The organism is Streptomyces sp. NBC_01314, assembly GCF_041435215.1.
Taxonomy (GTDB): Bacteria; Actinomycetota; Actinomycetes; order Streptomycetales; family Streptomycetaceae; genus Streptomyces.
In genome coordinates this window covers 4,661,168-4,682,315 of the sequence record NZ_CP108394.1, presented here as the reverse complement: position 1 = coordinate 4,682,315, position 21,148 = coordinate 4,661,168, and the positions used below count along the sequence as shown (strand labels likewise).

Sequence of the window (21,148 nt, the reverse complement as noted above, 5' to 3'; positions counted from 1 at the left end):
CGGTCTTCCCTTCCTCGCGCCGGGCTCCGCTCCCCGCGCCGGATCCGCATTCTTGGTCAAAAGTCAGGTTACCCAGGGTAAGGGCCGGGCAGTCCTTTCATGAGCCCCAGGAAACGAGCGACCCTCAGGTAACTTGGTAGGCCCTTGACCTGCGCGTGAGCCGTACACGGGCGGTCAGCGACACTGCACAGCCCCGGCCCGGTTCCGTCTCCGGACCATCGCCACACTCACACGTACCTCACACACCAATCCCGTACGATCCGGGCACACCGAACGCCCAGGAGCCGCCCGTGTCCAGCCTCGAACACACCGAACCCGTGCTGGTGGACCCCGAGTTGAAGCGGCTGGACGGCACCGTGCGAGAGGCGTACGTCCCCGCGCTCGCCCCACCCGTGACCTACGGCTCGCTCGCGGACATCCCCTTCGACAACGCGATCCACGCACCCGACTCGGTCGTCCTCAGCCGCAAGCACAGGGGTACGCCCACGGCTGCGGAGAAGAACGCGGGCGACGACGCGCACAGGGACGCGGACAAGGGCGAGGGTGAAGGCGGGTGGCGGGACGTGACCACCACCGAGTTCGCCGCCGAGGTGCTCGCGCTGGCGAAGGGCCTGATCGCCGAGGGCCTGATGCCGGGCGACCGTATCGCGATCATGGCGCGGACGACGTACGAGTGGACGCTCCTGGACTTCGCGGCCTGGGCGGCGGGCCTGGTGACGGTCCCCGTCTACCCGACCTCCTCCGTCTTCCAGACCCGCTGGATCCTCCAGGACTCGGGCGCGGTGGCGCTGGCCGTGGAGACGGCGGGCCAGGCCGCCGCCCTCGGCCCCGAGCTCGACCGCATCCCCGACCTGCGTCACATGTGGGTCTTCGAGAAGGGCCACCTGGACCGGCTGGCTGAGCTGGGCCGGGACGTGTCGGACCAGGAAGTGGCCGTACGGCGTGGGGTGCTCGGCCCCGACACCCTGGCGACCCTCATCTACACCTCGGGCACGACCGGCCGCCCCAAGGGCTGCGCCCTCACCCACGGCAACTTCTGCGCCGAGGTCGACAACGCCATCGACCTCCTCTACCCCATCTTCCGCGCGCAGACGGACGAGGAGGCCTCCACCCTCCTCTTCCTGCCCCTCGCCCATGTGTTCGGCCGCATGGTGGCGATCGGATGTATGCGGGCGAGGGTCCGCCTGGGCCACTCGCCGAGCTTCCGCACGGAGGACCTCCTCGCCGACCTCAAGTCCTTCCGCCCGACGTTCCTCCTGGTCATCCCCTACGTCATGGAGAAGGTCTTCAACACGGCCCGCGCCTCCGCCGAACGCATGGGCCGCGCGTCCTCGTACGACCGAGCCTCCGCCGTGGCCCGCCGCTACGGCGAGGCCCTGGAAGCCGAGCAGCACGGCGCCGGCCCCGGCCCCTCCGCCCTGCTCAAGGCGGCCCGCACGTTCTACGACCCCCTGGTCTACCGCCGCATCCGCAAGGCGCTGGGCGGCCGGGTCCGTTACGTCATCTGCGGCGGCAGTCCCCTCGGCCGCCGCCTGGCCGCCTTCTACGCGGGCGCGGGCATCGACGTCTTCGAGGGCTACGGCATGACGGAGACGACGGCGGCCGTGACCGTCACCCCGCCCAACCGCCCCCGCCTGGGCACCGTCGGCCGGCCCCTGCCCGGCACGCGGGTCCGCATAGCCGCCGACGGCGAGATCCTCCTCCACGGCGGCCAGATCTTCCGCGGCTACTGGGACCCCCAGGCCGGCGGAGTCGTCCCGGCGGGCCCCGACGGCTGGTTCGCCACCGGTGACATCGGACAGCTCGACGACGAGGGCTACCTCACGATCACCGGCCGCAAGAAGGAGATCCTGGTCACGGACAGCGGCAAGAACGTGGCCCCGGCCCCGTTGGAGAACTGGCTCCGCTCCCACCCCCTGATCGCCCACGCCATGGTCATAGGCGATCGCCGCCCCTACGTCACCGCCCTGCTGACCCTGGACCCCGAGGGCATCACCCACTGGGCCCTGATGAACGCCAAGCAGAACACCCCCCTCGAACACCTCGCCACGGACCCGGACCTGCGATCCGTCCTGCAGCGCGCGGTGGACGAGGCCAACCGCCTCGTCTCCCGCCCCGAGTCCATCCGCCGGTTCACGATCGTCCCCGGCGGCTTCACGGAGGAGCAGGGCCACCTCACCCCGTCGATGAAGCTGCGGCGGGAGGTCGTGGAGCGGTCCTTCGCGACGGAGATCGAGGGGCTGTACGAGAAGTAACCCGCGGGGTGGTGAACCGCGGGGTGGTGACGCGGAAGTGGACTACTGCCCGGCGGCCGGATCACCGTCCCCCAGCGCGACCCACCAGAACCCGTCGTCCTTGACCAGCAGCAACTCCTGCCGCTGGTCGGTCCTGTCGTAGGTGAGCCGGACGGGATTGAAGTAGTCCACGACCCCCTCCAGCACGGTGACGTCGACATGCCCGCGGGCGCCCTCGCCGAACTCCCGCACCTGCTCGTAGGCCGCGCCCCGGGTCCCGTCGTACGCCGGCCCCGCCAGCTCCATGAGCCCCTCCACGTCACCTGCCTTGAGCCGCTGCACATACGCCCGCACGACGGTGTCGACGTCCTCGGCGGTCTCCCGGACATCGGGATACTCCGACTTCGCGGCCCGCACGGCCACATCGATCCGGGGCGAGTCGGCGAGCGCGTACGGCGCCCGGAACCAGTTCCACCACACGGCCGCCCCGACCGCGACCCCGAGGACCAACCCGCCACAGCACAGCAGAACGCCCCGCTTCCTCATCAACGTCGACCCGCCCCGTCCCGTTTCGCCGACCCGGCCAACCCGTCCTCCGGCTCCTCCCTCGAAGAGTCATCTCAGCCGGATTCGGTTGTACGGACCGACGAACTCCCCGCTCAACAGCCCGTCGCATGCTCAGACAAGGCCGATACCGTGTCGTCGCATGATCCGAAGACGCGTGACACAACTGCTGTCCTCGAAGTGGGGCAAGCTCTCCATGGCCGGCTCGCTCCTGGCCGCCGCGCTGTGGAGCTGGTCCGCCGCACGGACCCTCACGTCGACCGACCAGGACGACAGCACCGCAGTCCACCTTTTTTCCACCGCACTGGTCGTGTTCGTCGTCGCCTTCCTGTTCCTCGGCCTCCACGAGAGGCACCTGCAAAGGCAGCGGGAAGAGGGAGAAGCCCTGGGCGCACGGCAGGTGCTGGACGACATCCGCTCCCTGTCCACCTCCGCCAACGGCAAGGTCGCCCTGGTGTTCGCCGCCCTCGGGGTGACCGGGTGGGCGTACGCGTGGGTGTTCGTGCGGTTGCTGGGATGGGACATGCCCCTGGTCCCGCCCGGCGACGACGGAGGGCTGTTCGTCGCCGCCGGGACACTCGCTTGCGCCGCCGCGGGAATCTTCGCGGCGACGCACTTCAAGGAACGGCACTGAGCCACCGTCCCCGCCAGTGCTCTCGTGGAGAGCCCGCGACTGATCAAGCGGGCAGGCCACGGCTGTTCCAGCCCGCGAGGAAGGCGGACCCGGGGGACGGGTGACACGTCGTCCTCAGTCCACCAGATCCGCCGCCGTGAGCAACCGCGTCAGGTCCGTCCGCGACCGCACGTGCAACTTCCGGTAGACGCGGGTGAGATGGGCCTCGACCGTCTTGCGGGAGACGAACAGCGATGCCGCCGCCTCCGTGTTGTTGAGGCCGCGGGCGATGGCGCGGGACACCTGGAACTCCTGGGGGGTCAGCTGGTTCAGGGCGCCGCCCATGCCGCCCGCGGTCGACCGGGCGGGGCTCGACACGCCCCCCGCCGCGGCCAGTTCGCTCGCCGCGCGGCGGGCCCAGGGGACCGCGCCGAGCCGTTCGAAGCAGGCCAGGGCGGAGGCCAGCGGTGCGCGCGCGGCCGCCGGGCGGCGGTAGCGTCGCAACACCTCCGCCTCGCACAGTTGCGTCCGCGCCCAGTCGAAGGGGCCCGTCGTGCGTCGGTGGGCCTTCGACGCCTCCCCGAAACACGCCTCCGCCTCCTCCGGCGTCCCCGCCAGCAACCCCCGGACCCGGGCCGCCGCCGCCTCCGCCGACGCGAGGCCCGTCTCCCGCGCCCGTTCCTCCAGCCAGGACACCACCTCGGTGGCCCGCGCGGCGTTCCCCGCCCGTACGTGCGCCTCGGCCAGGTCGGCCGCGAACGGGACCACCTCCGGGTTGCCGATGCCCTGCTCCAAGGCCAGTGACAACGTTTGCTCCAGCTGGTCGGTCGCCGCCTCGTGGTCGCCGTGGGCGAGCGCCGACAGGCCGAGCACCGCCGTCATGTGGAACTCCTGGCAGCCGATCCCGTACGCCCCGCACTCCCGCCGAGCCCGCGCCACATGCTCCTCGCACTCGACGCGGTCGCCGCGCAGGGCTTCGAGGCGGGCCAGGCAGTACAGCGCGTAACTCACGCACGTCAGCTGGCCCAGCTCCTCCGCCCAGCGCAGGGCCTCCGTCAAGTCGCCGCGTGCGGAGGCCCACTGGCCGATCCGGGTCTCCAACTCGCCCCGTACGGCGAGGGTGAAGCCCAGCACGCCCACCGCGCTGTGCCGCCGGGCCGACTCCACGGCCGTGTTGAGCAGCCGGCGCCCACGGGCGAACTCCTCCACGCGACTCCAGGCCTGCCCGGCGATCGCGTACACCTGCTGGTCGCGGACGGGGTCGCCGCCGGTGCCGTGGCGGTCGGCGGCCTCCAGCATCTCGCGGCCCTCGGCCGTACGGCCGGACATGACGAGGGCGCCGCCGAGGAGGGTGAGGCTGTACCAGCGTTCGGGGCCGGACTCGGAGGCGAGGGCGAGGGACTCCTCGGCCACACGTACCGCCGCCGGGACATGGCCGTCGAGACGCGCGGCGGCCGTCGCCTCCGCGAGAAGCAGACAGGCACGGGTGCGGTCGGTGTCGCGTACGGCGTCGGCGGCGTCCACGAGGAGGCCGTACGCCTGCGCCGTCTCGCCCTTCCAGGTGTACATCCGGCCCAACAGGCCCTGGATGGCGGCCCGTACGGCCGGGTCGGGGGTGATGCGCAGGGCCTCCTCGCACCACTGCGGGCCCGCCGGGGAGCCGCTGAGCAGGGCGTCGGAGGCGGCGTGGTGGAGACGGTCGGCGCGGGGCGCGGGGTCGGGGGTGAGTTCGGCGGCGCGGCGCCAGGCGAGGGCCGACTCGCCGAAGGCGCTGCGGCGGCGGGCCTCCCGCGCGGCCTCGGCGAGCGCCGCCGCGGCCTCCTCGTCGGGTCCGGGGGTCGCGGACGCCCGGTACCAGGCGTGCAGCGGGCCCGTCGTCACCTCGGCCAGCGCCTGGAACGCGGCGTACCGGTGTGCGAGGGGAGCGCGGCCCAGCACCAGTGCGCGCAGCACCGGGTGGTGGAAGTCCAGCCCGTCCGCCGTGGCCGTGATCAGGCCGTCCTCCTCGGCGGGGGAGAGCGCGTCGAGGGAGAGACCGGCCGCCTCCAGAGCCTTCCGCAGCGGGCCCGCCGCCGTCGAACGGCCGGCCGCCAGCACGACCAGCGCCCGTCGGGCGGGGTCCGGCAGGCCGTCGATACGGGTCGCCCAGGCGCGCTCCAGATGACTGCCGAGGGACGGCGGGTCCAGCAACGGCCGCTCACCACACGCCTGTTCGTCCGTCAGCCCGCTCGCGATCTCCCGCAGGGCGAGCGGATTGCCGCCGCTGATGCGGACGAGGTCGGCGAGTACGTCGGGTGTCACGCGGCCGTCCAGCAGCGTGGCGCACTCCTCCGGCGCCAACCCGCCCACCTGCACGGCGGGGATGGAGCGGCGCGGCCCCGACTCGCCGTGGTCCTCGCGGGAACCGAGGGCCAGGGCGACCCGCTCGCTCGACAGGCGGCGGGCGACGAAGAGGAGGACACGCTGGGAGGAGGGATCCACCCAGTGCAGGTCGTCGACGAGGACGACGACCGGGTGCTCGTCGCCCAGCGCCGCGAGGACATTGAGGGCGCCCATGCAGGCGGCGTACGGATTGCCCGGCGGGTCCGCCGGGTCGCCACTCAGGGCCAGGCAGGATTCCAGGGCCGAACGCTGGACGCCGGGGAGTTCCCTGAAAAGGGATGAATAGGGCATCAGTAGGTCGCCGAGGGTGGCGAAGGGGAGCACGGTCTCGGTCTCGATGCCCCGGGCACGCAGGACCGTCCCCGCTGCCGCGCCGGGCGTTCCGGCCGTCGCCCGCTCCGCCGCGTAGTCCAGCAGGGCGGTCTTTCCGATGCCGGGTTCGCCCCACAGCAACAGCGCCGCCCCACCCACACCACCTGCCACGAGCAGGTCGTCCATCAGCCGGCGTTCCCGCTCCCGACCGACGAGTCCCCGTAACAATGCGCCACCCCCTGGTGCCCGCCTGCGCCCGGCCCCGCCCGTCCATCATGCCCCCAGGGGAGTCGACAGGGGAGATGTAGGGACTTCCCGGAAGCGAGGGGGGCGGCCCCGGGCCTTCAATGGTCTTGCGACACAGCACAACAGGGGGGTCGCATCACAGAGGGATCGCAACACAAGAGGTACGCACCACAGAGGTTCGCACCACAGAGGTTCGCAACTCAGGGGAATCAGGGGAATGAACCAGGTCGCGGAACTAGGGGGACGGCCCATGCCGGCATCCGTGGGACGCGGGGATCTCACCTCAGGATCCGACCGGCTCGACTCGGTCGAGATCAAGGTGACGTTCTCGGGTGCGGGCGCGGTCGCCGCGACCTGGGCGCTGGCGCCGGACACCGGGGGAGCCCGGCGCCGCGTCTACTTCTGTGAGGCACTCGCCCGCTCCACGGCGCCAGGACAACTGCCGCTTCTGGATGCGGGGTTGATCCTGCGCCTATGGGCGGGGAGCGGGCGAGGCGGGGCCGTGACCGCGGAATTGCGGCCCTGTCGCCGGTCCCGGCTCTCGGAACGTTGGCTGCGCTTCCGTGAGCAGGGACCGGATTCCTTCCACCTGGCGGGAGCCTGGTCGGGTGACCGCCGGGCCCTCTCCGCCACCCTCGTCTCCGACTGCGGGCGTACGGCCGTGGAAGCCGCCGCCACCGGCACCGAGCCGCTGGACCTCGTCTTCTCCGACAGCCAGCGCGCCTTCCTCGCCGACTGTGCCGACATCGACGTCGGCTTCGGCTCACTCGACGTCCTCGGCCCTGTCCACACGGTCCGCCGACGCGGCGTACGCCTCGGCCATCACGAAGTGACCCTGGAGCACTGCACGTTGCCCACCGAGGGCGGTGACGCCGACGGTGCCGGTCTGGAGTGGCTGGAGGTCTCCAAGCGGGTCGCCCCGGAGGGCGCCGAGGTCGTCCAGGCCTCCCTCACCGCCCTCCTCAAGGGCAAGGGACTCGAACCCGACCTCGGCTCCGGCATGCGAGTCCGGCGGGTCCTGGACGAACTGGTCGCGCGGGGCGCCCGGCGGGCACCGTAGAGGCGGTGAGGCAGGAGTGAGTCCTTCCGCCGCTGACTATCTCTGGTATCCCGGCAGCGCGCCGCATGGGTCGTACTGCATGACGCTTCGTACAGAACTCGCCGGAGTGCGCGTCGCCGAGCCAGGGCCTGGGACGACCCATTCGGTACGTTGACACCACGCGTCCGGGACGGCGGTGGAGCAAGCGGCGGCGAAGGCCCGAGTGCGTAGGTCCGGCCGGCCTCTCCCCGTAGCTCCGGCTAACCGACCCCCATCGCCCGCAGCCCCGCCGTGGTCGCCGCCGCCCCCAGCACCACCACCGCGAACGGCGCCCTCCGCCACGCGAGCACCCCGCCCACGAGCACCCCGACGGGTCGAGCCCACCCGGCGAAACCGCCGCCCTCGGTCAGGGCGCCCGTGGCCAGCAACGCCACCAGCAGCACCACGGCCGCCCCTGCCAGCAACTCCCGCACCCGTGCGGGGATCTCGACCCGCCCGTGCAGCGCGGGCCCGGTGAGCCGGAAGGCGTACGTCCCCACGGCGAGCACGACCATCGCGCTGACGACCGGACTCATGACACCTTCCCGTCCGCCGAGTCCGCCGAGTCCGCCGCATAGGAACCATCCGATACATCCGATAGGTCCGACGCGTTCGGCGACGCCCGCCACACCACCAGCCCGGCCAGTGCCAGCAGCACAGGGACCCCCGTGGGTGTCACCGGAGTCGCCGCCAGTGCCGCCACCGCGCCCAGCGACGCGGCCCGCCGCACGGGCGGCTGCTCCCGCAGGGCGGGCAGGACCAGCGCGGCTAGCACGGCGGGGAAGGCGGCGTCGAGGCCGTACGTGGAGGTATCGCCCAGCGCGGTACCGGCGAGGGCCCCGGCCAGGACGCACACGTTCCAGACCGTGAAGAGGCCGATCCCCGAGACCCAGAACGCGACCCGGCGCCGTACGGGATCGCGCTGGGCCAGGGCGAAGGCCACCGTCTCGTCGGTGACGAGGTGCGCGCCCACGAACCGGGCCGGCCTCCCCGGTCCCAGCACATCGGCGACCGCCAGACTGAACGCCGCCGTACGGGTGTTGAGCAGCAGCCCCGTGGCCGCCGCCGCGAACGGTCCGCCTCCGGCCAGCAGGATCCCGACCGCGCTGAACTGCGCCGCCCCCGCGTACACGACGACCGACATCACCACCGGCACCCACACCGGCAGCCCGCCCGCCACCGAGATCGCGCCGAAGGAGACGCCGACCACACCACCGGCGAGGCAGACGAGGGAGATGTCCCGGAGCAGCGCGGGATCATGAGCCTGGAGTGTTCGGAGAAGCGAACGCATGGTTCCTACAATGAACAGCAGGCGGGTCGTTCGTCAAGGCGAACGTTCGTACTTCTGTAGCGAACGGAGTGAGTGGGATGGGCGGAGCGGGCGCGGCGGGTGGGGCGGGTGGAGTGGGCGGGGCTTCGGACGCGGTGTCCGGAGGCGAGGGGCGGGCCCCGTCCCGCCTCCCCCTCGACTGGATCGCCGCCTCGCTCCGGCGGGAGCGCACCCGCGCCGGTCTCTCCCTCTCCGAGCTGGCCAAACGCGCCGGGATCGCCAAGTCGACGCTGTCGCAGCTGGAGTCGGCGAGCGGCAATCCGAGCATGGAGACGCTGTGGGCGCTGGGCGTGGCGCTAGAGGTGCCGTTCAGTGCGCTGATCGAGCCGCCGGTCCCGGCGGTGCAGGTGGTCCGGGCGGGCGAGGGGCCCACCGTCCACTCCGAGCACTCCAGCTACACGGCGGTCCTGCTGTCCGCGAGCCCGCCGGGCGCGCGCCGCGACATCTACCGGACCCACCTCGAACCGGGGTCGGTACGGGAGTCGGAGCCGCACATTCCGGGGACGGTGGAGCACCTCACCGTGAGCACGGGCCGGGTGAAGGCGGGACCGAGGGGCGAGGAGGTCGAACTCGGCCCCGGAGATTACATGGCGTTCCGGGGCGACGTGCCGCACTCGTACGAAGCGCTGGCGTCAGGGACTTCGTTCGTCCTCGTGATGCAGCACATTTAGGGGTCGGCACCTGTGCGGGCAAAAGGCAGGAGCCCCTGCGCCGAAAGGCAAGGGGCTCCTTGGGTACTGCTCTCAGACGTCGTCAGAGGGGCATCCCTCGATCAGACGGGCGTGACGTTCTCCGCCTGCGGGCCCTTCGGGCCCTGCGTCACGTCGAAGGAGACCTGCTGGTTCTCCTCCAGCGAACGGAAACCGTTCGCATTGATGGCGGAGTAGTGGACGAAAACGTCCGGGCCGCCACCTTCCTGGGCGATGAAGCCAAAGCCCTTTTCGGCGTTGAACCACTTCACGGTTCCGGTAGCCATAAGCCCTCCTTGGGCCCAAAGGGTTTGCCCTGCTCCAGAACCCTGCAAGTGTGAAAACAAGATGCCGCACAACTGCATACGTCTGAAAACGTCGAGAGCCTGCGGTTACATTCTCCGCAGGCTCTGTACTGCAAGGGAAACCAAACTGCAACTTGCGGCGAGCCTAGCACGCAGGCACGGGAATGCAATAGAGGCCTAGATCACGTCACCCGGATGTTTGATCGGTCCGATCCGCCGGTTGACGCATCGCCTCTTCTGCACCACCGGCCCCACGAACGACACGCCGTCGAAAGTATTGACACGGGGTGTACATCCGGTTTGGCGAGCCTCTCCCGGCCCCCGGAGCCCGCACTGTATCCAACGAGGGCTAGCCTCGCGATGTGGACAATTCTCGCAACCGGCCGCGCGTCGGCCACATCCAGTTCCTGAACTGCCTGCCCCTGTACTGGGGGCTCGCGAGAACGGGCACGCTCCTCGACTTCGAGCTGACCAAGGACACCCCTGAGAAGCTCAGCGAGCAGCTGGTGCGCGGGGACCTCGACATCGGGCCCATCACGCTCGTCGAGTTCCTCCGCAACGCGGACGACCTGGTCGCCTTCCCCGACATCGCCGTCGGCTGCGACGGGCCGGTGATGTCCTGCGTCATCGTCTCCCAGGTGCCCCTCGACCGCCTCGACGGCGCACGCGTCGCACTGGGCTCCACCTCGCGCACCTCCGTGCGCCTGGCGCAACTGCTGCTGGCCGAGAGCGTCGGCGTGCAGCCGTCCTACTACACCTGCCCGCCCGACCTCCCGCTGATGATGCAGGAGGCGGAGGCCGCGGTGCTCATCGGTGACGCGGCGCTGCGGGCCAACCTGCTCGACGGCCCGAACTACGGGCTGGAGGTGCACGACCTGGGCGCCATGTGGAAGGCGTGGACGGGGCTGCCGTTCGTCTTCGCGGTGTGGGCGGCGCGGCGGGACTACCTGGAGCGGGAGCCGGAGGTCACGCGCAAGGTGCACCAGGCGTTCCTGGCCTCCCGCGACCTGTCCCTGACCGAGGTGGCCAAGGTCGCCGAGCAGGCGGCCCGTTGGGAGGCCTTCGACGAGCGGGTCCTGGAGCGGTACTTCACCACCCTGGACTTCCGCTTCGGCGGCCCCCAGCTGAGCGCGGTCGCCGAGTTCGCGCGGCGGGTCGGCCCGACCACCGGATTTCCGGCGGACGTGAAGGTCGACCTGCTTTCCTGACCATTTCCCCGGGGAGCCCCGGCGAACTTCCCGGAATTTCGGTTGACGAATTCCACGTTCTGTGACATCGACTGCGGATCGACCGCCGCCGTTCGCATTCCCATTCGGGCGTACGGCACTACGCTGCTGGGGAGTCGTGCGTCGTGGAGAGTTCCGAGAGTTCGTACGGGGGAACGTACGGGGTGGCGCGCGGCAGACACACGGGGGAGGTGCCGCCCATGCAACCGCTCGATGCCGGCGAGCCCACGGTCGTGGGGCCCTACCGGCTGCTCGGCCGGCTCGGGTCCGGCGGGATGGGCCGCGTCTATCTGGGGCGCAGTGCGGGCGGCCGTACCGTCGCCGTCAAGATCGTGCACCCGCACTTCGCCCTCGACGAGGAGTTCCGCGCCCGCTTCCGGCGTGAGGTCGACGCGGCCCGCCGCGTGGGCGGTTCCTGGACGGCGCCCGTCCTGGACGCGGACCCCGAGGCGTCGGTCCCGTGGGTGGCGACGGGTTACGCGGCCGGCCCGTCCCTCGCGGCGGCGATCGCGGACAGCGGCCCGCTGCCCCCGCACTCGGTACGGGTCCTGGGCGCGGGCCTGGCGGAAGCTCTCTCGGCGGTGCACGCGCTGGGCCTGGTCCACCGGGACGTGAAGCCGTCGAACGTGCTGCTCACCGTCGACGGCCCCCTCCTCATCGACTTCGGCATCGCCCGCGCCACGGACGGCACGGCGTCGCTCACTTCGACGGGCGTCTCGATCGGCTCCCCCGGCTACATGTCCCCCGAGCAGATCCTCGGCAAGGGCATCACCGGCGCGGCGGACGTCTTCTCCCTCGGCGCGGTCCTCGCGTACGCCGCGACCGGCCGGTCCCCCTTTCCCGGTGACTCCTCCGCCGCGCTCCTCTACAAGGTCGTCCACGAGGCGCCCCGACTGGACGGCCTGGAAGGGGACCTGCGCGATCTGGTCGAGCACTGCCTGTCCAAGGAACCCGCCGCCCGCCCGACCCCCGACGAGGTCGCCCGCACCCTGGCCCCCCAGGGCGCGGCCCGCCTGGTGACGGCGGGCTGGCTGCCGGGCCCGCTGGTGGAACAGGTCGGCCGGAGCGCCGTGCAGCTCCTGAACCTGGACGCCGCGGAGGAAGTCCCCTCCGGGGTGGTGGGGTTCAGCAGTCCCTCGGTGGGGACGGCGGGGGCGGGGGAGTCGGCGGTGGGGACCCCGCCCGGTGGCGCGCGAACGGAAATGCCCGCCGCCAGTGGGGTGTTCGGGCCGCCGCCGGTGATGTCGCCGCAGGCGCCGCCCGTGACGCACGTACCCGGGCAGCGGGCCGACGCCGTGGTGGCGGACACGGTCCCGCCGGCGTCGCCCTCCGCGCCGTCGACACCGGGCAAGCTCTCCCTGAGCGTGGCGGCCGCGTCCACGACCGCCGCGAACGGGCGGGGCCGGAAGGTGAGTTGCTCGGTCGCCCTGGCGATCGCGGGAGCGTTCGCGGTGGCGAGCGTGGGGACGCTGTTCGGGCTCGGGATACTGCGGGGCGAGGACGAGAAGGGTGACGCGGCCGGCAAGGCGCCGACGGCGAGCAGCAGCGCGAGCGACAGGAGCCAGGACTCGGAGCTGCCGGGGGACGGGGCGGGCGAGCTGCCCAAGAAGTACCTGGGCACCTGGGAGGGCGAGGGCTACGCTCTCGACGGCAATCTCCCCGCCGGAACCTTCACCGTCACCCTCGAACAGGCCTCGGTGGGCGACCCGTTGGGCACCTTCCGCTCCGTGGACCTGCTCGGCGGCGCCTGCGACGACAAGCTCGTCCTCAAGAAGGTCACCAAGGACAGCGTCCTCGCCACGAGCATCGCCGACACCAAGAACAACCCCGGCACCTGCACCAAGAACACCCACGAGATCACCCTCACCCCCGTCGGCGCCGAACTCCAGTACACCTCGAACAACGCGGACGCGGGCGACCCGACGGCCCGCCTGGCGAAGGTGAAGTAGGGGGCTGCGCCCCTTGCTTGTCGGCCCGCGAAGGCCGTAGGCCTTCAGGGGCGCGGGGAACTGCGCGACCAGCCCCCACCCACCCGCACCTGGGGGTTGCAGGGGCACCGCCCCTGAGGCTGGGACGGGTAGGGGCGGCGGGGGCGGACACATCCCGCCACACCACAGGCACCCCACCTCATAGGCTGACCACGTGGCTCTCGACCCCTGGCTGATCGCACTCACCATGGCCGCCGCCCTGTGGGGCGGAGCCATGGGCACATTGCTCCCCCGCCCCGCGTACCGCTTCACCGTCGACGAGGAACACCCCTGGCAGCACGAATGCCCCGCCGGCCACCGACTCACCGGCATCGCATCCGGCTGGCTCGGCCCGGCCCGCTGCCCGACACTCCCCACCTGCGCCTACGGCCCCCGCACCACCACCGTCACCACAGCGACCGCCCTGGTCTGCGCCGCCCTCGCCCTGGCCACCGGTTTCCGCCCCGAACTGGCCGTGTGGCTGCTCCTCGCCCCACTGGGCGTACTGCTCACCCTTGTGGACCTCGGAGCACAACGCCTCCCGGACCCCCTGACCCTCCCTTTCGCCGGCCTGGCCCTCGCCCTGCTGGGCGCGGTCGCCCTCGTACCCGAGCACGCGGGCCAGTGGCGCACGGCGCTGTACGGCGCGCTCGCCCTCGGCGGCTTCTACTTCCTCTTCTTCCTCATCAGACCGGTCGCCCTCGGCTTCGGCGACGTGAAGCTGGCTCTGGGCCTCGGCGCCGTCCTCGGCTGGTACGGCTGGGGCGCGCTCTACCTCGGCACGTTCGCCGGCGCGCTCATCGGCAGCGCGTACACCCTGGTCATGGCGGCTCGGGGCCGCGCCGTACGGGGACAACTGGTCGCCCTGGGCCCGTTCATGATCGCCGGTGCGTACGTCGGGCTGCTGCTGGAGGCGTACGCGGCGTGAGGCGGCGTGAGGCGTACGCGGCGTGGCGGATCCGGCGTGAGGCGGGCCCGGCGCGAGGCTTGCCCCGGTCGGCTGTCGCCCTCCGCTGATGCCGCGCCCCCGGAGTTGTCCACAGGCGGGCGGGCTGACGTCGGGTGATCCGGAGCCCTGGCGTAGGCTGGCCCGGTCCGCCCACCCGTCTCCCACCACCACCCTTATGACGAAGGCGCTTCGCGCCGCCCCTCTGGATTCCTTACGAAAGGGACGCTCCCGGTGACCGAGAAGGCCGACCTCCAGTCCGTTCTCGACCGTGCCGCAGAGGGTGGGCGGATCACGCCAGAGGAGGCGCTCGACCTCTACCGCGACGCCCCGCTGCACGCGCTCGGCGCCGCCGCCGACGCCGTCCGCAGGCGGCGGTACGCGGGCACGGAACACATCGCGACGTACATCATCGAGCGGAACATCAACTACACGAACGTGTGCGTCACGGCGTGCAAGTTCTGCGCGTTCTACGCCCCGCCGAAGGACAAGGACAAGGGCTGGACGCGCGACCTCGACGACATCCTGCGCCGCTGCGCGGAGACCGTCGAGCTGGGCGGTACGCAGATCATGTTCCAGGGCGGGCACCACCCGGACTACGGGGTGGAGTACTACGAGACGCACTTCGCCGCCATCAAGAAGGCCTTCCCGCAGCTGGTCGTCCACTCCCTCGGCGCGTCCGAGGTCGAGCACATGGCCCGGATCTCGAAGGTGGGTGTGGAGGAGGCGATCACGCGTATCCACGCGGCCGGTCTCGACTCCTTCGCCGGCGCCGGCGCGGAGCTGCTCCCCGCGCGCCCCCGCAAGGCCATCGCGCCCCTCAAGGAGTCCGGCGAGCGCTGGCTGGAGATCATGGAGATCGCGCACGGGCTGGGCGTCGAATCCACGTCCACGATGCTCATGGGCACCGGCGAGACCAACGCCGAGCGCATCGAGCACCTGCGGATGATCCGGGACGTACAGGACCGGACGGGCGGCTTCCGGGCCTTCATCCCGTACACCTACCAGCCCGAGAACAATCACCTGAAGGGCCGTACGCAGGCCACGCTCTTCGAGTACCTGCGCATGATCGCCATCGCGCGGCTCTTCATGGACAACGTCGCCCACATCCAGGGCTCCTGGCTCACCACCGGCAAGGAGGTCGGCCAGCTCTCCCTGCACTACGGCGCGGACGACCTCGGCTCGATCATGCTGGAGGAGAACGTCGTCTCCTCCGCCGGCGCCAAGCACCGCTCCAACCGCATGGAGATCATCGACCTGATCCGCAAGGCGGGCCGCGTACCCGCCCAGCGGACCACGACCTATGAGCACATCGTCGTCCACGACGACCCGGCGAACGACCCCGTCGACGAGCGCGTCATGTCCCACATCTCGTCCACGGCCATCGAGGGCGGCACGGCCCACCCCGAGCTGAAGCTGCTGAACGCCAACTAGGGCTCCTGTGCTGACCATTCACGCAGCCGACGCGCTGCGCTACGGGTGGGGCGACGACGCGGAGCCGGTGAAGGACGGCGCCGTCGCCGTGGAGGGCGCCCGGATCGTGGGCGTGGGGCCGCTGGCCGAGGTTCAGCAGCGCTTCCCGGACGCCCGGGTGCGCCGCTGGCCCGGCACGCTCGGCCCCGCCCGACTCCACCAGGGCCCGCTCCCGGACGCGCCGACCCCACGCGAACGCATCCACGCGGTGCTGAAGTCGGGTGCGGTCGCGGTGCTGGAGCAGTACGCCGGCACCCCCGAACTCCGCGCCGCCGCCCAGCGCAACGACGTGGTGGTGCTCCCCGGCTCCCGGCCCACGGCGATCAGCGACACCGGCCGGGCGGACCTGGCCGTCTTCGACGACTCCGGCACCTGCATCGCGACGGTGTGCGCGGGGCGTCTGGTGCATCGCCGCCGCTGAGCGGCGACCCCGCCCTCTTCAGGGGCGCGGGGCTCTGAGATGTGTGGATCCGCCGTGGGCGCGACCAGCCGCAGACGACCGGACGACCCGCAGTCCGCGACGGTCAGAACCCTCCACTCTCATCCCGAGAACGCCTCCCCGAACGCCCCGTCCCCCTGATCGACCCCACTGCAGTCGACCAACTCGTCATCCGCTCCGTCCCCACACTCCTGATCCCGGAACGTCGCCCACATGGAGACCCAGGCCACCCCCTTCTCCTCCGCGAACTCCCGCACCTGCGCCGCGTCCTCCAGCGTGAACGTCTCGTTGTCGACGTCGTTGACGCCCAGCATCGAGGTCAGTGCCAACGCCCCCCACGCCGTCGACTCACTCGTGCCGAAGATGTCCATCAACTGCTCGTGCGCGGCCTCGGCCGACTGCTCCGCGTAATCGCCCATGTCACCGCCGTACGAACTGGCGTAGTTCATGGTCATGATGTTGACCGTGCCGACCTGGACGGCGTTGTCGTTGGCCGAGTCGAGAAGGGCCACGCCGTCGTCGTCGAGGCCGGACGGCATGACGGGGAGGGTGAAGGAGACGGAGAGGTCGGGGCGGTCCTTCTGGAGCAGCGCGATCGCCTCGGAGCGCAGGTCGACGGAGTCGGAGTCCTTCAGCGCGTCGCCCTCGACGTCGAAGTCGGCCTCGGTCGAGCCGGCCGCGTCGAGCGCCGCGCCGTACGCCTCGGCGAGCTCCGACGCGCTGTCGCAGACCTCCGCCAGCTCCGGTCCCGAGGCGCCGCCGAAGGAGACCCGCACCGACGCCCCGGAGTCGGTGAGCGCCGCGATCCGGGACTTCACCGCCGAGTCGTCGATCGCCTCCGTCCCGTTCCACGCGGGCGTGCACGCGTCGCCGTCGGCGATCACGAACGCCAGGTTGTACGCGGCGGCCGACCCGGCGTCGTCGAGGTCGGAGGCGTCGGTGGCGCTCACGTACGGCGCGTACGTCGTGGACGCCTCGGTCGCCGAGTCCTCGGTGGCCGAGGGCGAGCCGGCCGAACTCGCCGGGCTGGTGGGCTTGGACGCGGACCCGTCGGTCTTCGTGGTGCAGCCCGCGCAGGCCAGGGCCACCAGACATATCAGTCCGACGGCCGGTTTCAGGGAATTCCTCACGGTACTCACCATGGAAATGAATCACACCCGGCTGTGCCTCATGTGTGCTTCTTGAAGATTGCAGATCCGAAGGGCGATCACGGAACGGTGGCCGACAAAGGGTTCGGGAGTCGGGCAAACATCCCCTTTCCGGTGGGGTGTATCCCCCCAAAGGCAAACCCGGCGGCTTCGCAGTCGTTCACGGATTCTCTAAGGAAGCTGACAGGTTAATGAGTTTCTCATGGGAGTCTCACAAGAGAACCTGGGAATTGGCCAAATAAAGGCCGCCTAATATCCGGGGATATGCAATCCGAGTCCGCCAACGAAAACCTCACCCCCGAGACCGTGTACGAGATCACCTCGGCACCGGCCCGCGGCAGCCGCCGCAAGCAGGGCCTGCAGGGCAAGCAGGGCAAGCGGGGGAATCAGGGCAAGCAGCCAAAGGGGTCGGCAGGAGAGGGCCCCGTGTTCGTCGACAATTCCGGGCGCCGCGCCAGACTGCTGCGCCGCTGCGGCACGCTGCTGGGGGTCGTCTGCCTCGGATACGCCGTCGTACTCGGCATGGCGTTCATGGGCTGGGGCATCTCCGCGTCCCCGACCGAACTGTTCCCCTTCGGCGGAGGCGGAGGCCGAGGCGTCGGCCAGACCGGCACACCGGGAGGCGGCAACGGCCCGCAGCCCCAGGGCGGCATCGCCCCCGAGGGCATCCCTTCCGGCGCGCCCGGCGGCACCCCGCCCGCCGGCGCCCCCACCGCCGTACCTTCCCCGTCCGCGTCCGCCAACTGACGGGAGTACCACCCCATGAGCACGACCACACCCGCGCGCCGTGGCCGCCGACGCGCCCCCTCCAAGCTCCAACGCGCCACCGGCAAGGCCGCCGCCCTGCAGAAACCCCGGGTCATCCTCGCCCTGCTGCTCCTGCTCGGACTGACCAGCGTGATGCTGCTCGACGGCTATCTGCGTGCCGAGGTCGGCGGTGACCAGCGCGTCCGCACGGGGGCAAGCTCCAGCGACGTACCCGAGGACATCCTCGACGGCGGGCCCATCCTGACCTTCCGCGGCGGCGAGGCGCGGACGCAGTCCGTGCCGGACAGGACCATCGCGCTCACCTTCGACGACGGTCCGAACCCGACCTGGACCCCGGAGATCCTCGAAGTCCTCAAGAAGTACGACATCCCCGCGACCTTCTTCGTGGTCGGCTCGATGGTGTCGCGCTACCCGACCATCGTCGAGGACATGGTCGAGAGCGGTCACGAGATCGGCATCCACACCTTCACGCACGTCGACCTGTCGTACCAGAGCGACGCTCGCGTCACCCGCGAGATGACCCAGACGCAGCTCGCCCTCGCGGGCGCGGCTGGCATCACGACGACGCTCTTCCGCGCCCCGTACTCCTCCGAGACGGACGCCATCGACAACTACAGCTGGCCCGTCTACCAGAAGCTCGGTGAGGAGGGCTACACCAGCGTCTTCGTCGACACCGACAGCGACGACTGGAAGCGGCCCGGCGTCAAGAAGATCATCAAGTGGGCCACGCCGGACGACGGCGAGGGCGCCTCGGTCCTCATGCACGACGCGGGCGGCGACCGCTCCCAGACGGTCGAGGCACTCGGCACGTACATCGAGAAGATGAAGGCCAAGGGCTACACCTTCACCACCGTCAGCGGGGCTCTGCAGAAGGACGACGCCGCGAGCGGCCGGACCGACGAGAACAGCCGACAGAACAGCCGGCAGAACGGGCAGCGGGAGGGTGCCCTCGGGAGCGCCCCCGCGGCCAACGGGCCGGCCACCCCGGGCTCCTCGGACGCCCAGGCCGCCCACCGCACCGCCACCGGCGCCACCCTCTACGAGGGCAAGGCGCTCGTCGCGGCCGTGTACGTCGCCGAGTACGCCGTACCGACCCTCTCGGTCGGCCTGATGGTCGTCGGCGTCGCGGTCATGGGCCGCTTCGGGCTGATGCTCGTCCTCGCCCGGCGCCACTTCCGCGAACGGAACAGACGCCGCTTCAGCTGGGGACCACCGATCACCGGCCCGGTGACGGTCGTCGTGCCCGCGTACAACGAGAAGGAGTGCATAGCCAACACGCTGCACTCCCTCGCCCGGAGCACCCACCCCATCGAGATCATCGTCGTCGACGACGGCTCCACGGACGGCACCAAGGAGATCGCCGAGGCGCTCGGGTACCCCAACGTCCGGGTCGTCCGCCAGGAGAACGCGGGCAAACCCGCTGCCCTCAACAACGGTGTGCGGAACGCCAGTTACGACATCGTCGTGATGATGGACGGTGACACGGTCTTCGAACCCGACACCGTCGCCAAGCTCGTGCAGCCGTTCGCGGACCCGAGCGTCGGCGCGGTCGCGGGCAACGCCAAGGTCGGCAACCGCGACACCGTGATCGGTGCCTGGCAGCACATCGAGTACGTGATGGGCTTCAACCTCGACCGCCGCATGTACGACCTGCTGCGCTGCATGCCCACCATCCCGGGCGCGATCGGCGCGTTCCGCCGTGACGCCGTGCTGGAAGTGGGCGGCATGAGCGAGGACACCCTCGCCGAGGACACCGACATCACCATCGCCATGCACCGCGCCGGCCGGCGCGTCGTCTACGAGGAGCACGCCCGCGCCTGGACCGAGGCCCCGGGCTCCCTCAGGCAGCTCTGGTCGCAGCGTTACCGCTGGTCGTACGGCACCATGCAGGCCCTCTGGAAGCACCGCAAGTCCCTGACGGACACGGGCCCGTCGGGCCGCTTCGGCCGCGTCGGCATGCCGCTGGTCGTCATCTTCCAGATCATCACCCCGGTCTTCGCCCCGCTCATCGACGTCTTCACCGTCTACGCGATGATCTTCGTCGACTTCCAGGCGTCCCTGCTGGCGTGGCTGGCGGTCCTGGGCGTCCAACTCGTCTGCGCGGCCTACGCCTTCAAGCTGGACAAGGAGAAGTACCGGTACCTGCTGATGCTGCCGCTCCAGCAGCTCGCCTACCGCCAGATGATGTACCTGGTCCTCATCCACTCCTGCGTCACAGCCCTGACAGGCGGCCGCCTGAGGTGGCAGAAGCTGAAGCGCACGGGCGAGGTCGGCACACCGCAGGGGGCGAACTGATGGGCTCGCACAGGAGAGGGGTGGCTGTCTCCGAACCTGTCACCACCGCGCCGGGCGCCGACGCGACCGAGGTCCAGCCTCAGCAGGGCTCGACGCGCCACCCAAGAGACCGCTACTTCGACACCCTCCGCGCCCTCGCCCTGATCCGGGTCGTCACCTACCACACCTTCGGCTGGCCCTGGGCCGGCATGGCCTTCCCCTCCATGGGCGTCATGTTCGCCCTCGCCGGCACCCTCATGGCGAAGTCCCTGGACCGCCCCGCGCTCACGGTCGTCAGAAGCCGCTTCCGGCGGCTCCTGCCCCCTTTCTGGTTCTGGGGCCTCTTCGTGGTCGCCGCCATGCTGGTCCACGGCTGGATGCCCGGCTGGCAGATCGTCTTCTGGGTCGTCCCCCTGGGCGACCCGCCGGGCAACGCCTGGGGCGAACAGGCCTGGGAGATCCTCTGGTACCTGCGCACCTACCTCTGGTTCGTCCTGCTCTCCCCGCCCCTGCTGAAGCTGTTCCGGCTGGCTCCGCTCCCGGTCCTCCTCCTGTCCCTGTCGCCGATCGTGGTGTTCCACTTCCTCTGGGAACCCCCGGACGGCCGCCTCGGCAGCGCCCTGACCGACCTGGCCACCTTCCTCTTCTGCTGGATGCTGGGCTTCGCCCACCGTGACGGAGTCCTCGCGCGGCTGAAGCCGTTCGCGGTCATGGGCCTGTCCCTCGCGGCCCTCGGTTTCGGCGCCTGGTACGCCTTCACGCACCAGGAGGAGACCGGCTCGTACGACCTCGACGACCTCCCCCTCGCCCAGGCGTTCTTCTCCGCCGGCTTCGTCACGCTCCTGCTGTACGCGAAGGCGCACTTCAAGGTCGACTTCGCCGGACTGGCCCGATTCCCCCGCCTCGACCGGATCGTCACGGTCTTCAACTCCCGCGCGGTGACGATCTACCTGTGGCACGAGATCGCCCTGATCCTCGCCGTCCCGCTGATCGACGAGTTCTGGAACGTCCCCGCGTTCGAGAAGTACCTGCCGCTGGAGAGCCAGTGGTTCATGTTCGGCGTCGGCTGGCTCCTGATCGGCGGGTTCGTCCTGTGCTGCGGTTGGGTGGAGGACGTGGCGGCGAGGAAGAAGCCGAAACTGCTGCCGTGACCC

General features: G+C 71.0%; 18 protein-coding genes. 12 read left to right on the top strand and 6 right to left on the bottom strand.

The window, feature by feature from the left end:
- Positions 1 to 290: 290 nt before the first annotated feature.
- A complete protein-coding gene (locus OG622_RS20500) occupies positions 291 to 2,255 on the top strand; it encodes a long-chain fatty acid--CoA ligase (protein WP_371577916.1) in 1,965 nt (654 codons plus the stop codon).
- Positions 2,256 to 2,297: 42 nt separating this feature from the next.
- On the opposite strand, the gene OG622_RS20495 is transcribed toward OG622_RS20500, so the two are convergent.
- Complete coding sequence (locus OG622_RS20495) at positions 2,298 to 2,780, bottom strand: hypothetical protein (RefSeq protein WP_371577914.1); 483 nt, start codon at positions 2,778 to 2,780, stop codon at positions 2,298 to 2,300.
- A gap of 160 nt (positions 2,781 to 2,940) precedes the next feature.
- Between OG622_RS20495 and OG622_RS20490 the strand changes: the two genes are divergently transcribed.
- Entirely contained in the window at positions 2,941 to 3,432 is a 492-nt protein-coding gene (locus tag OG622_RS20490) for a hypothetical protein (RefSeq protein ID WP_371577912.1), read from the top strand.
- A 114-nt stretch (positions 3,433 to 3,546) separates the two neighbouring features.
- Here the strand turns inward: OG622_RS20490 and OG622_RS20485 are convergent, their stop codons facing one another.
- The gene (locus OG622_RS20485; RefSeq protein WP_371577910.1) at positions 3,547 to 6,291 is read right to left on the bottom strand and encodes a LuxR C-terminal-related transcriptional regulator; all 2,745 of its coding nucleotides are present in this window, start codon (positions 6,289 to 6,291) and stop codon (positions 3,547 to 3,549) included.
- 310 nt (positions 6,292 to 6,601) lie between these two features.
- Here OG622_RS20485 and OG622_RS20480 point away from each other — a divergent pair, with 310 nt between their 5' ends.
- Positions 6,602 to 7,411 (top strand): hypothetical protein, encoded by an 810-nt coding sequence (locus OG622_RS20480; protein WP_371577909.1) that lies wholly within the window; start codon positions 6,602 to 6,604, stop codon positions 7,409 to 7,411.
- A gap of 239 nt (positions 7,412 to 7,650) precedes the next feature.
- Here the strand turns inward: OG622_RS20480 and OG622_RS20475 are convergent, their stop codons facing one another.
- A complete protein-coding gene (locus tag OG622_RS20475; protein WP_371577908.1) occupies positions 7,651 to 7,965 on the bottom strand; it encodes an AzlD domain-containing protein in 315 nt (104 codons plus the stop codon).
- Positions 7,962 to 8,720: an AzlC family ABC transporter permease gene (locus OG622_RS20470; RefSeq protein WP_371577906.1), complete on the bottom strand. Its 759-nt coding sequence runs from the start codon at positions 8,718 to 8,720 to the stop codon at positions 7,962 to 7,964. The genes OG622_RS20475 and OG622_RS20470 overlap by 4 nt, the downstream gene beginning before the upstream one ends.
- Positions 8,721 to 8,797: 77 nt before the next feature.
- Between OG622_RS20470 and OG622_RS20465 the strand changes: the two genes are divergently transcribed.
- Positions 8,798 to 9,430 (top strand): helix-turn-helix domain-containing protein, encoded by a 633-nt coding sequence (locus OG622_RS20465; protein ID WP_371577904.1) that lies wholly within the window; start codon positions 8,798 to 8,800, stop codon positions 9,428 to 9,430.
- A gap of 101 nt (positions 9,431 to 9,531) precedes the next feature.
- On the opposite strand, the gene OG622_RS20460 is transcribed toward OG622_RS20465, so the two are convergent.
- Entirely contained in the window at positions 9,532 to 9,735 is a 204-nt protein-coding gene (locus OG622_RS20460; RefSeq protein WP_007490911.1) for a cold-shock protein, read from the bottom strand.
- A 380-nt stretch (positions 9,736 to 10,115) separates the two neighbouring features.
- Between OG622_RS20460 and OG622_RS20455 the strand changes: the two genes are divergently transcribed.
- The 5 genes from OG622_RS20455 to OG622_RS20435 all read left to right on the top strand — a co-directional run bounded on the left by OG622_RS20455 (position 10,116) and on the right by OG622_RS20435 (position 15,786).
- On the top strand, positions 10,116 to 10,961 hold the full coding sequence (locus OG622_RS20455) for a menaquinone biosynthetic enzyme MqnA/MqnD family protein (protein ID WP_371577902.1): 846 nt from the start codon (positions 10,116 to 10,118) through the stop codon (positions 10,959 to 10,961).
- A 218-nt stretch (positions 10,962 to 11,179) separates the two neighbouring features.
- Positions 11,180 to 12,928, top strand: coding sequence for a protein kinase (locus OG622_RS20450; protein ID WP_371577900.1), 1,749 nt, complete (start codon positions 11,180 to 11,182; stop codon positions 12,926 to 12,928).
- Positions 12,929 to 13,154: 226 nt separating this feature from the next.
- Positions 13,155 to 13,874, top strand: a complete 720-nt coding sequence (locus OG622_RS20445; protein WP_371584158.1) for a prepilin peptidase — start codon at positions 13,155 to 13,157, stop codon at positions 13,872 to 13,874.
- A gap of 252 nt (positions 13,875 to 14,126) precedes the next feature.
- Entirely contained in the window at positions 14,127 to 15,326 is a 1,200-nt protein-coding gene (mqnC, locus tag OG622_RS20440) for a cyclic dehypoxanthinyl futalosine synthase (protein ID WP_371577898.1), read from the top strand.
- 7 nt (positions 15,327 to 15,333) lie between these two features.
- Positions 15,334 to 15,786: a hypothetical protein gene (locus tag OG622_RS20435; RefSeq protein ID WP_371577895.1), complete on the top strand. Its 453-nt coding sequence runs from the start codon at positions 15,334 to 15,336 to the stop codon at positions 15,784 to 15,786.
- A 119-nt stretch (positions 15,787 to 15,905) separates the two neighbouring features.
- Here OG622_RS20435 and OG622_RS20430 read toward each other — a convergent pair whose 3' ends face one another.
- The gene (locus tag OG622_RS20430) at positions 15,906 to 16,934 is read right to left on the bottom strand and encodes a chitinase (RefSeq protein WP_371577894.1); all 1,029 of its coding nucleotides are present in this window, start codon (positions 16,932 to 16,934) and stop codon (positions 15,906 to 15,908) included.
- Positions 16,935 to 17,216: 282 nt separating this feature from the next.
- Here OG622_RS20430 and OG622_RS20425 point away from each other — a divergent pair, with 282 nt between their 5' ends.
- The 3 genes from OG622_RS20425 to OG622_RS20415 are packed head-to-tail and all read left to right on the top strand — an operon-like array spanning position 17,217 to position 21,145.
- The gene (locus OG622_RS20425) at positions 17,217 to 17,699 is read left to right on the top strand and encodes a hypothetical protein (RefSeq protein ID WP_371577892.1); all 483 of its coding nucleotides are present in this window, start codon (positions 17,217 to 17,219) and stop codon (positions 17,697 to 17,699) included.
- A gap of 15 nt (positions 17,700 to 17,714) precedes the next feature.
- The gene (locus tag OG622_RS20420; protein ID WP_371577890.1) at positions 17,715 to 20,015 is read left to right on the top strand and encodes a bifunctional polysaccharide deacetylase/glycosyltransferase family 2 protein; all 2,301 of its coding nucleotides are present in this window, start codon (positions 17,715 to 17,717) and stop codon (positions 20,013 to 20,015) included.
- Positions 20,015 to 21,145: an acyltransferase gene (locus OG622_RS20415; protein ID WP_371577888.1), complete on the top strand. Its 1,131-nt coding sequence runs from the start codon at positions 20,015 to 20,017 to the stop codon at positions 21,143 to 21,145. Before OG622_RS20420 ends, OG622_RS20415 begins: the two co-directional genes overlap by 1 nt.
- Positions 21,146 to 21,148: the final 3 nt, after the last annotated feature.

Bases quoted from the DNA above. Each gene is read 5' to 3' on its own strand.
- OG622_RS20460 (WP_007490911.1), bottom strand. From the start codon at position 9,735: ATGGCTACCGGAACCGTGAAGTGGTTCAACGCCGAAAAGGGCTTTGGC.
- OG622_RS20485 (WP_371577910.1), bottom strand. From the start codon at position 6,291: ATGGACGACCTGCTCGTGGCAGGTGGTGTGGGTGGGGCGGCGCTGTTG.
- OG622_RS20415 (WP_371577888.1), top strand. From the start codon at position 20,015: ATGGGCTCGCACAGGAGAGGGGTGGCTGTCTCCGAACCTGTCACCACC.
- OG622_RS20495 (WP_371577914.1), bottom strand. From the start codon at position 2,780: ATGAGGAAGCGGGGCGTTCTGCTGTGCTGTGGCGGGTTGGTCCTCGGG.
- OG622_RS20450 (WP_371577900.1), top strand. From the start codon at position 11,180: ATGCAACCGCTCGATGCCGGCGAGCCCACGGTCGTGGGGCCCTACCGG.
- OG622_RS20445 (WP_371584158.1), top strand. From the start codon at position 13,155: ATGGCCGCCGCCCTGTGGGGCGGAGCCATGGGCACATTGCTCCCCCGC.
- OG622_RS20470 (WP_371577906.1), bottom strand. From the start codon at position 8,720: ATGCGTTCGCTTCTCCGAACACTCCAGGCTCATGATCCCGCGCTGCTC.
- OG622_RS20420 (WP_371577890.1), top strand. From the start codon at position 17,715: ATGAGCACGACCACACCCGCGCGCCGTGGCCGCCGACGCGCCCCCTCC.
- OG622_RS20465 (WP_371577904.1), top strand. From the start codon at position 8,798: ATGGGCGGAGCGGGCGCGGCGGGTGGGGCGGGTGGAGTGGGCGGGGCT.
- OG622_RS20425 (WP_371577892.1), top strand. From the start codon at position 17,217: ATGCAATCCGAGTCCGCCAACGAAAACCTCACCCCCGAGACCGTGTAC.
- OG622_RS20475 (WP_371577908.1), bottom strand. From the start codon at position 7,965: ATGAGTCCGGTCGTCAGCGCGATGGTCGTGCTCGCCGTGGGGACGTAC.
- OG622_RS20490 (WP_371577912.1), top strand. From the start codon at position 2,941: ATGATCCGAAGACGCGTGACACAACTGCTGTCCTCGAAGTGGGGCAAG.
- OG622_RS20480 (WP_371577909.1), top strand. From the start codon at position 6,602: ATGCCGGCATCCGTGGGACGCGGGGATCTCACCTCAGGATCCGACCGG.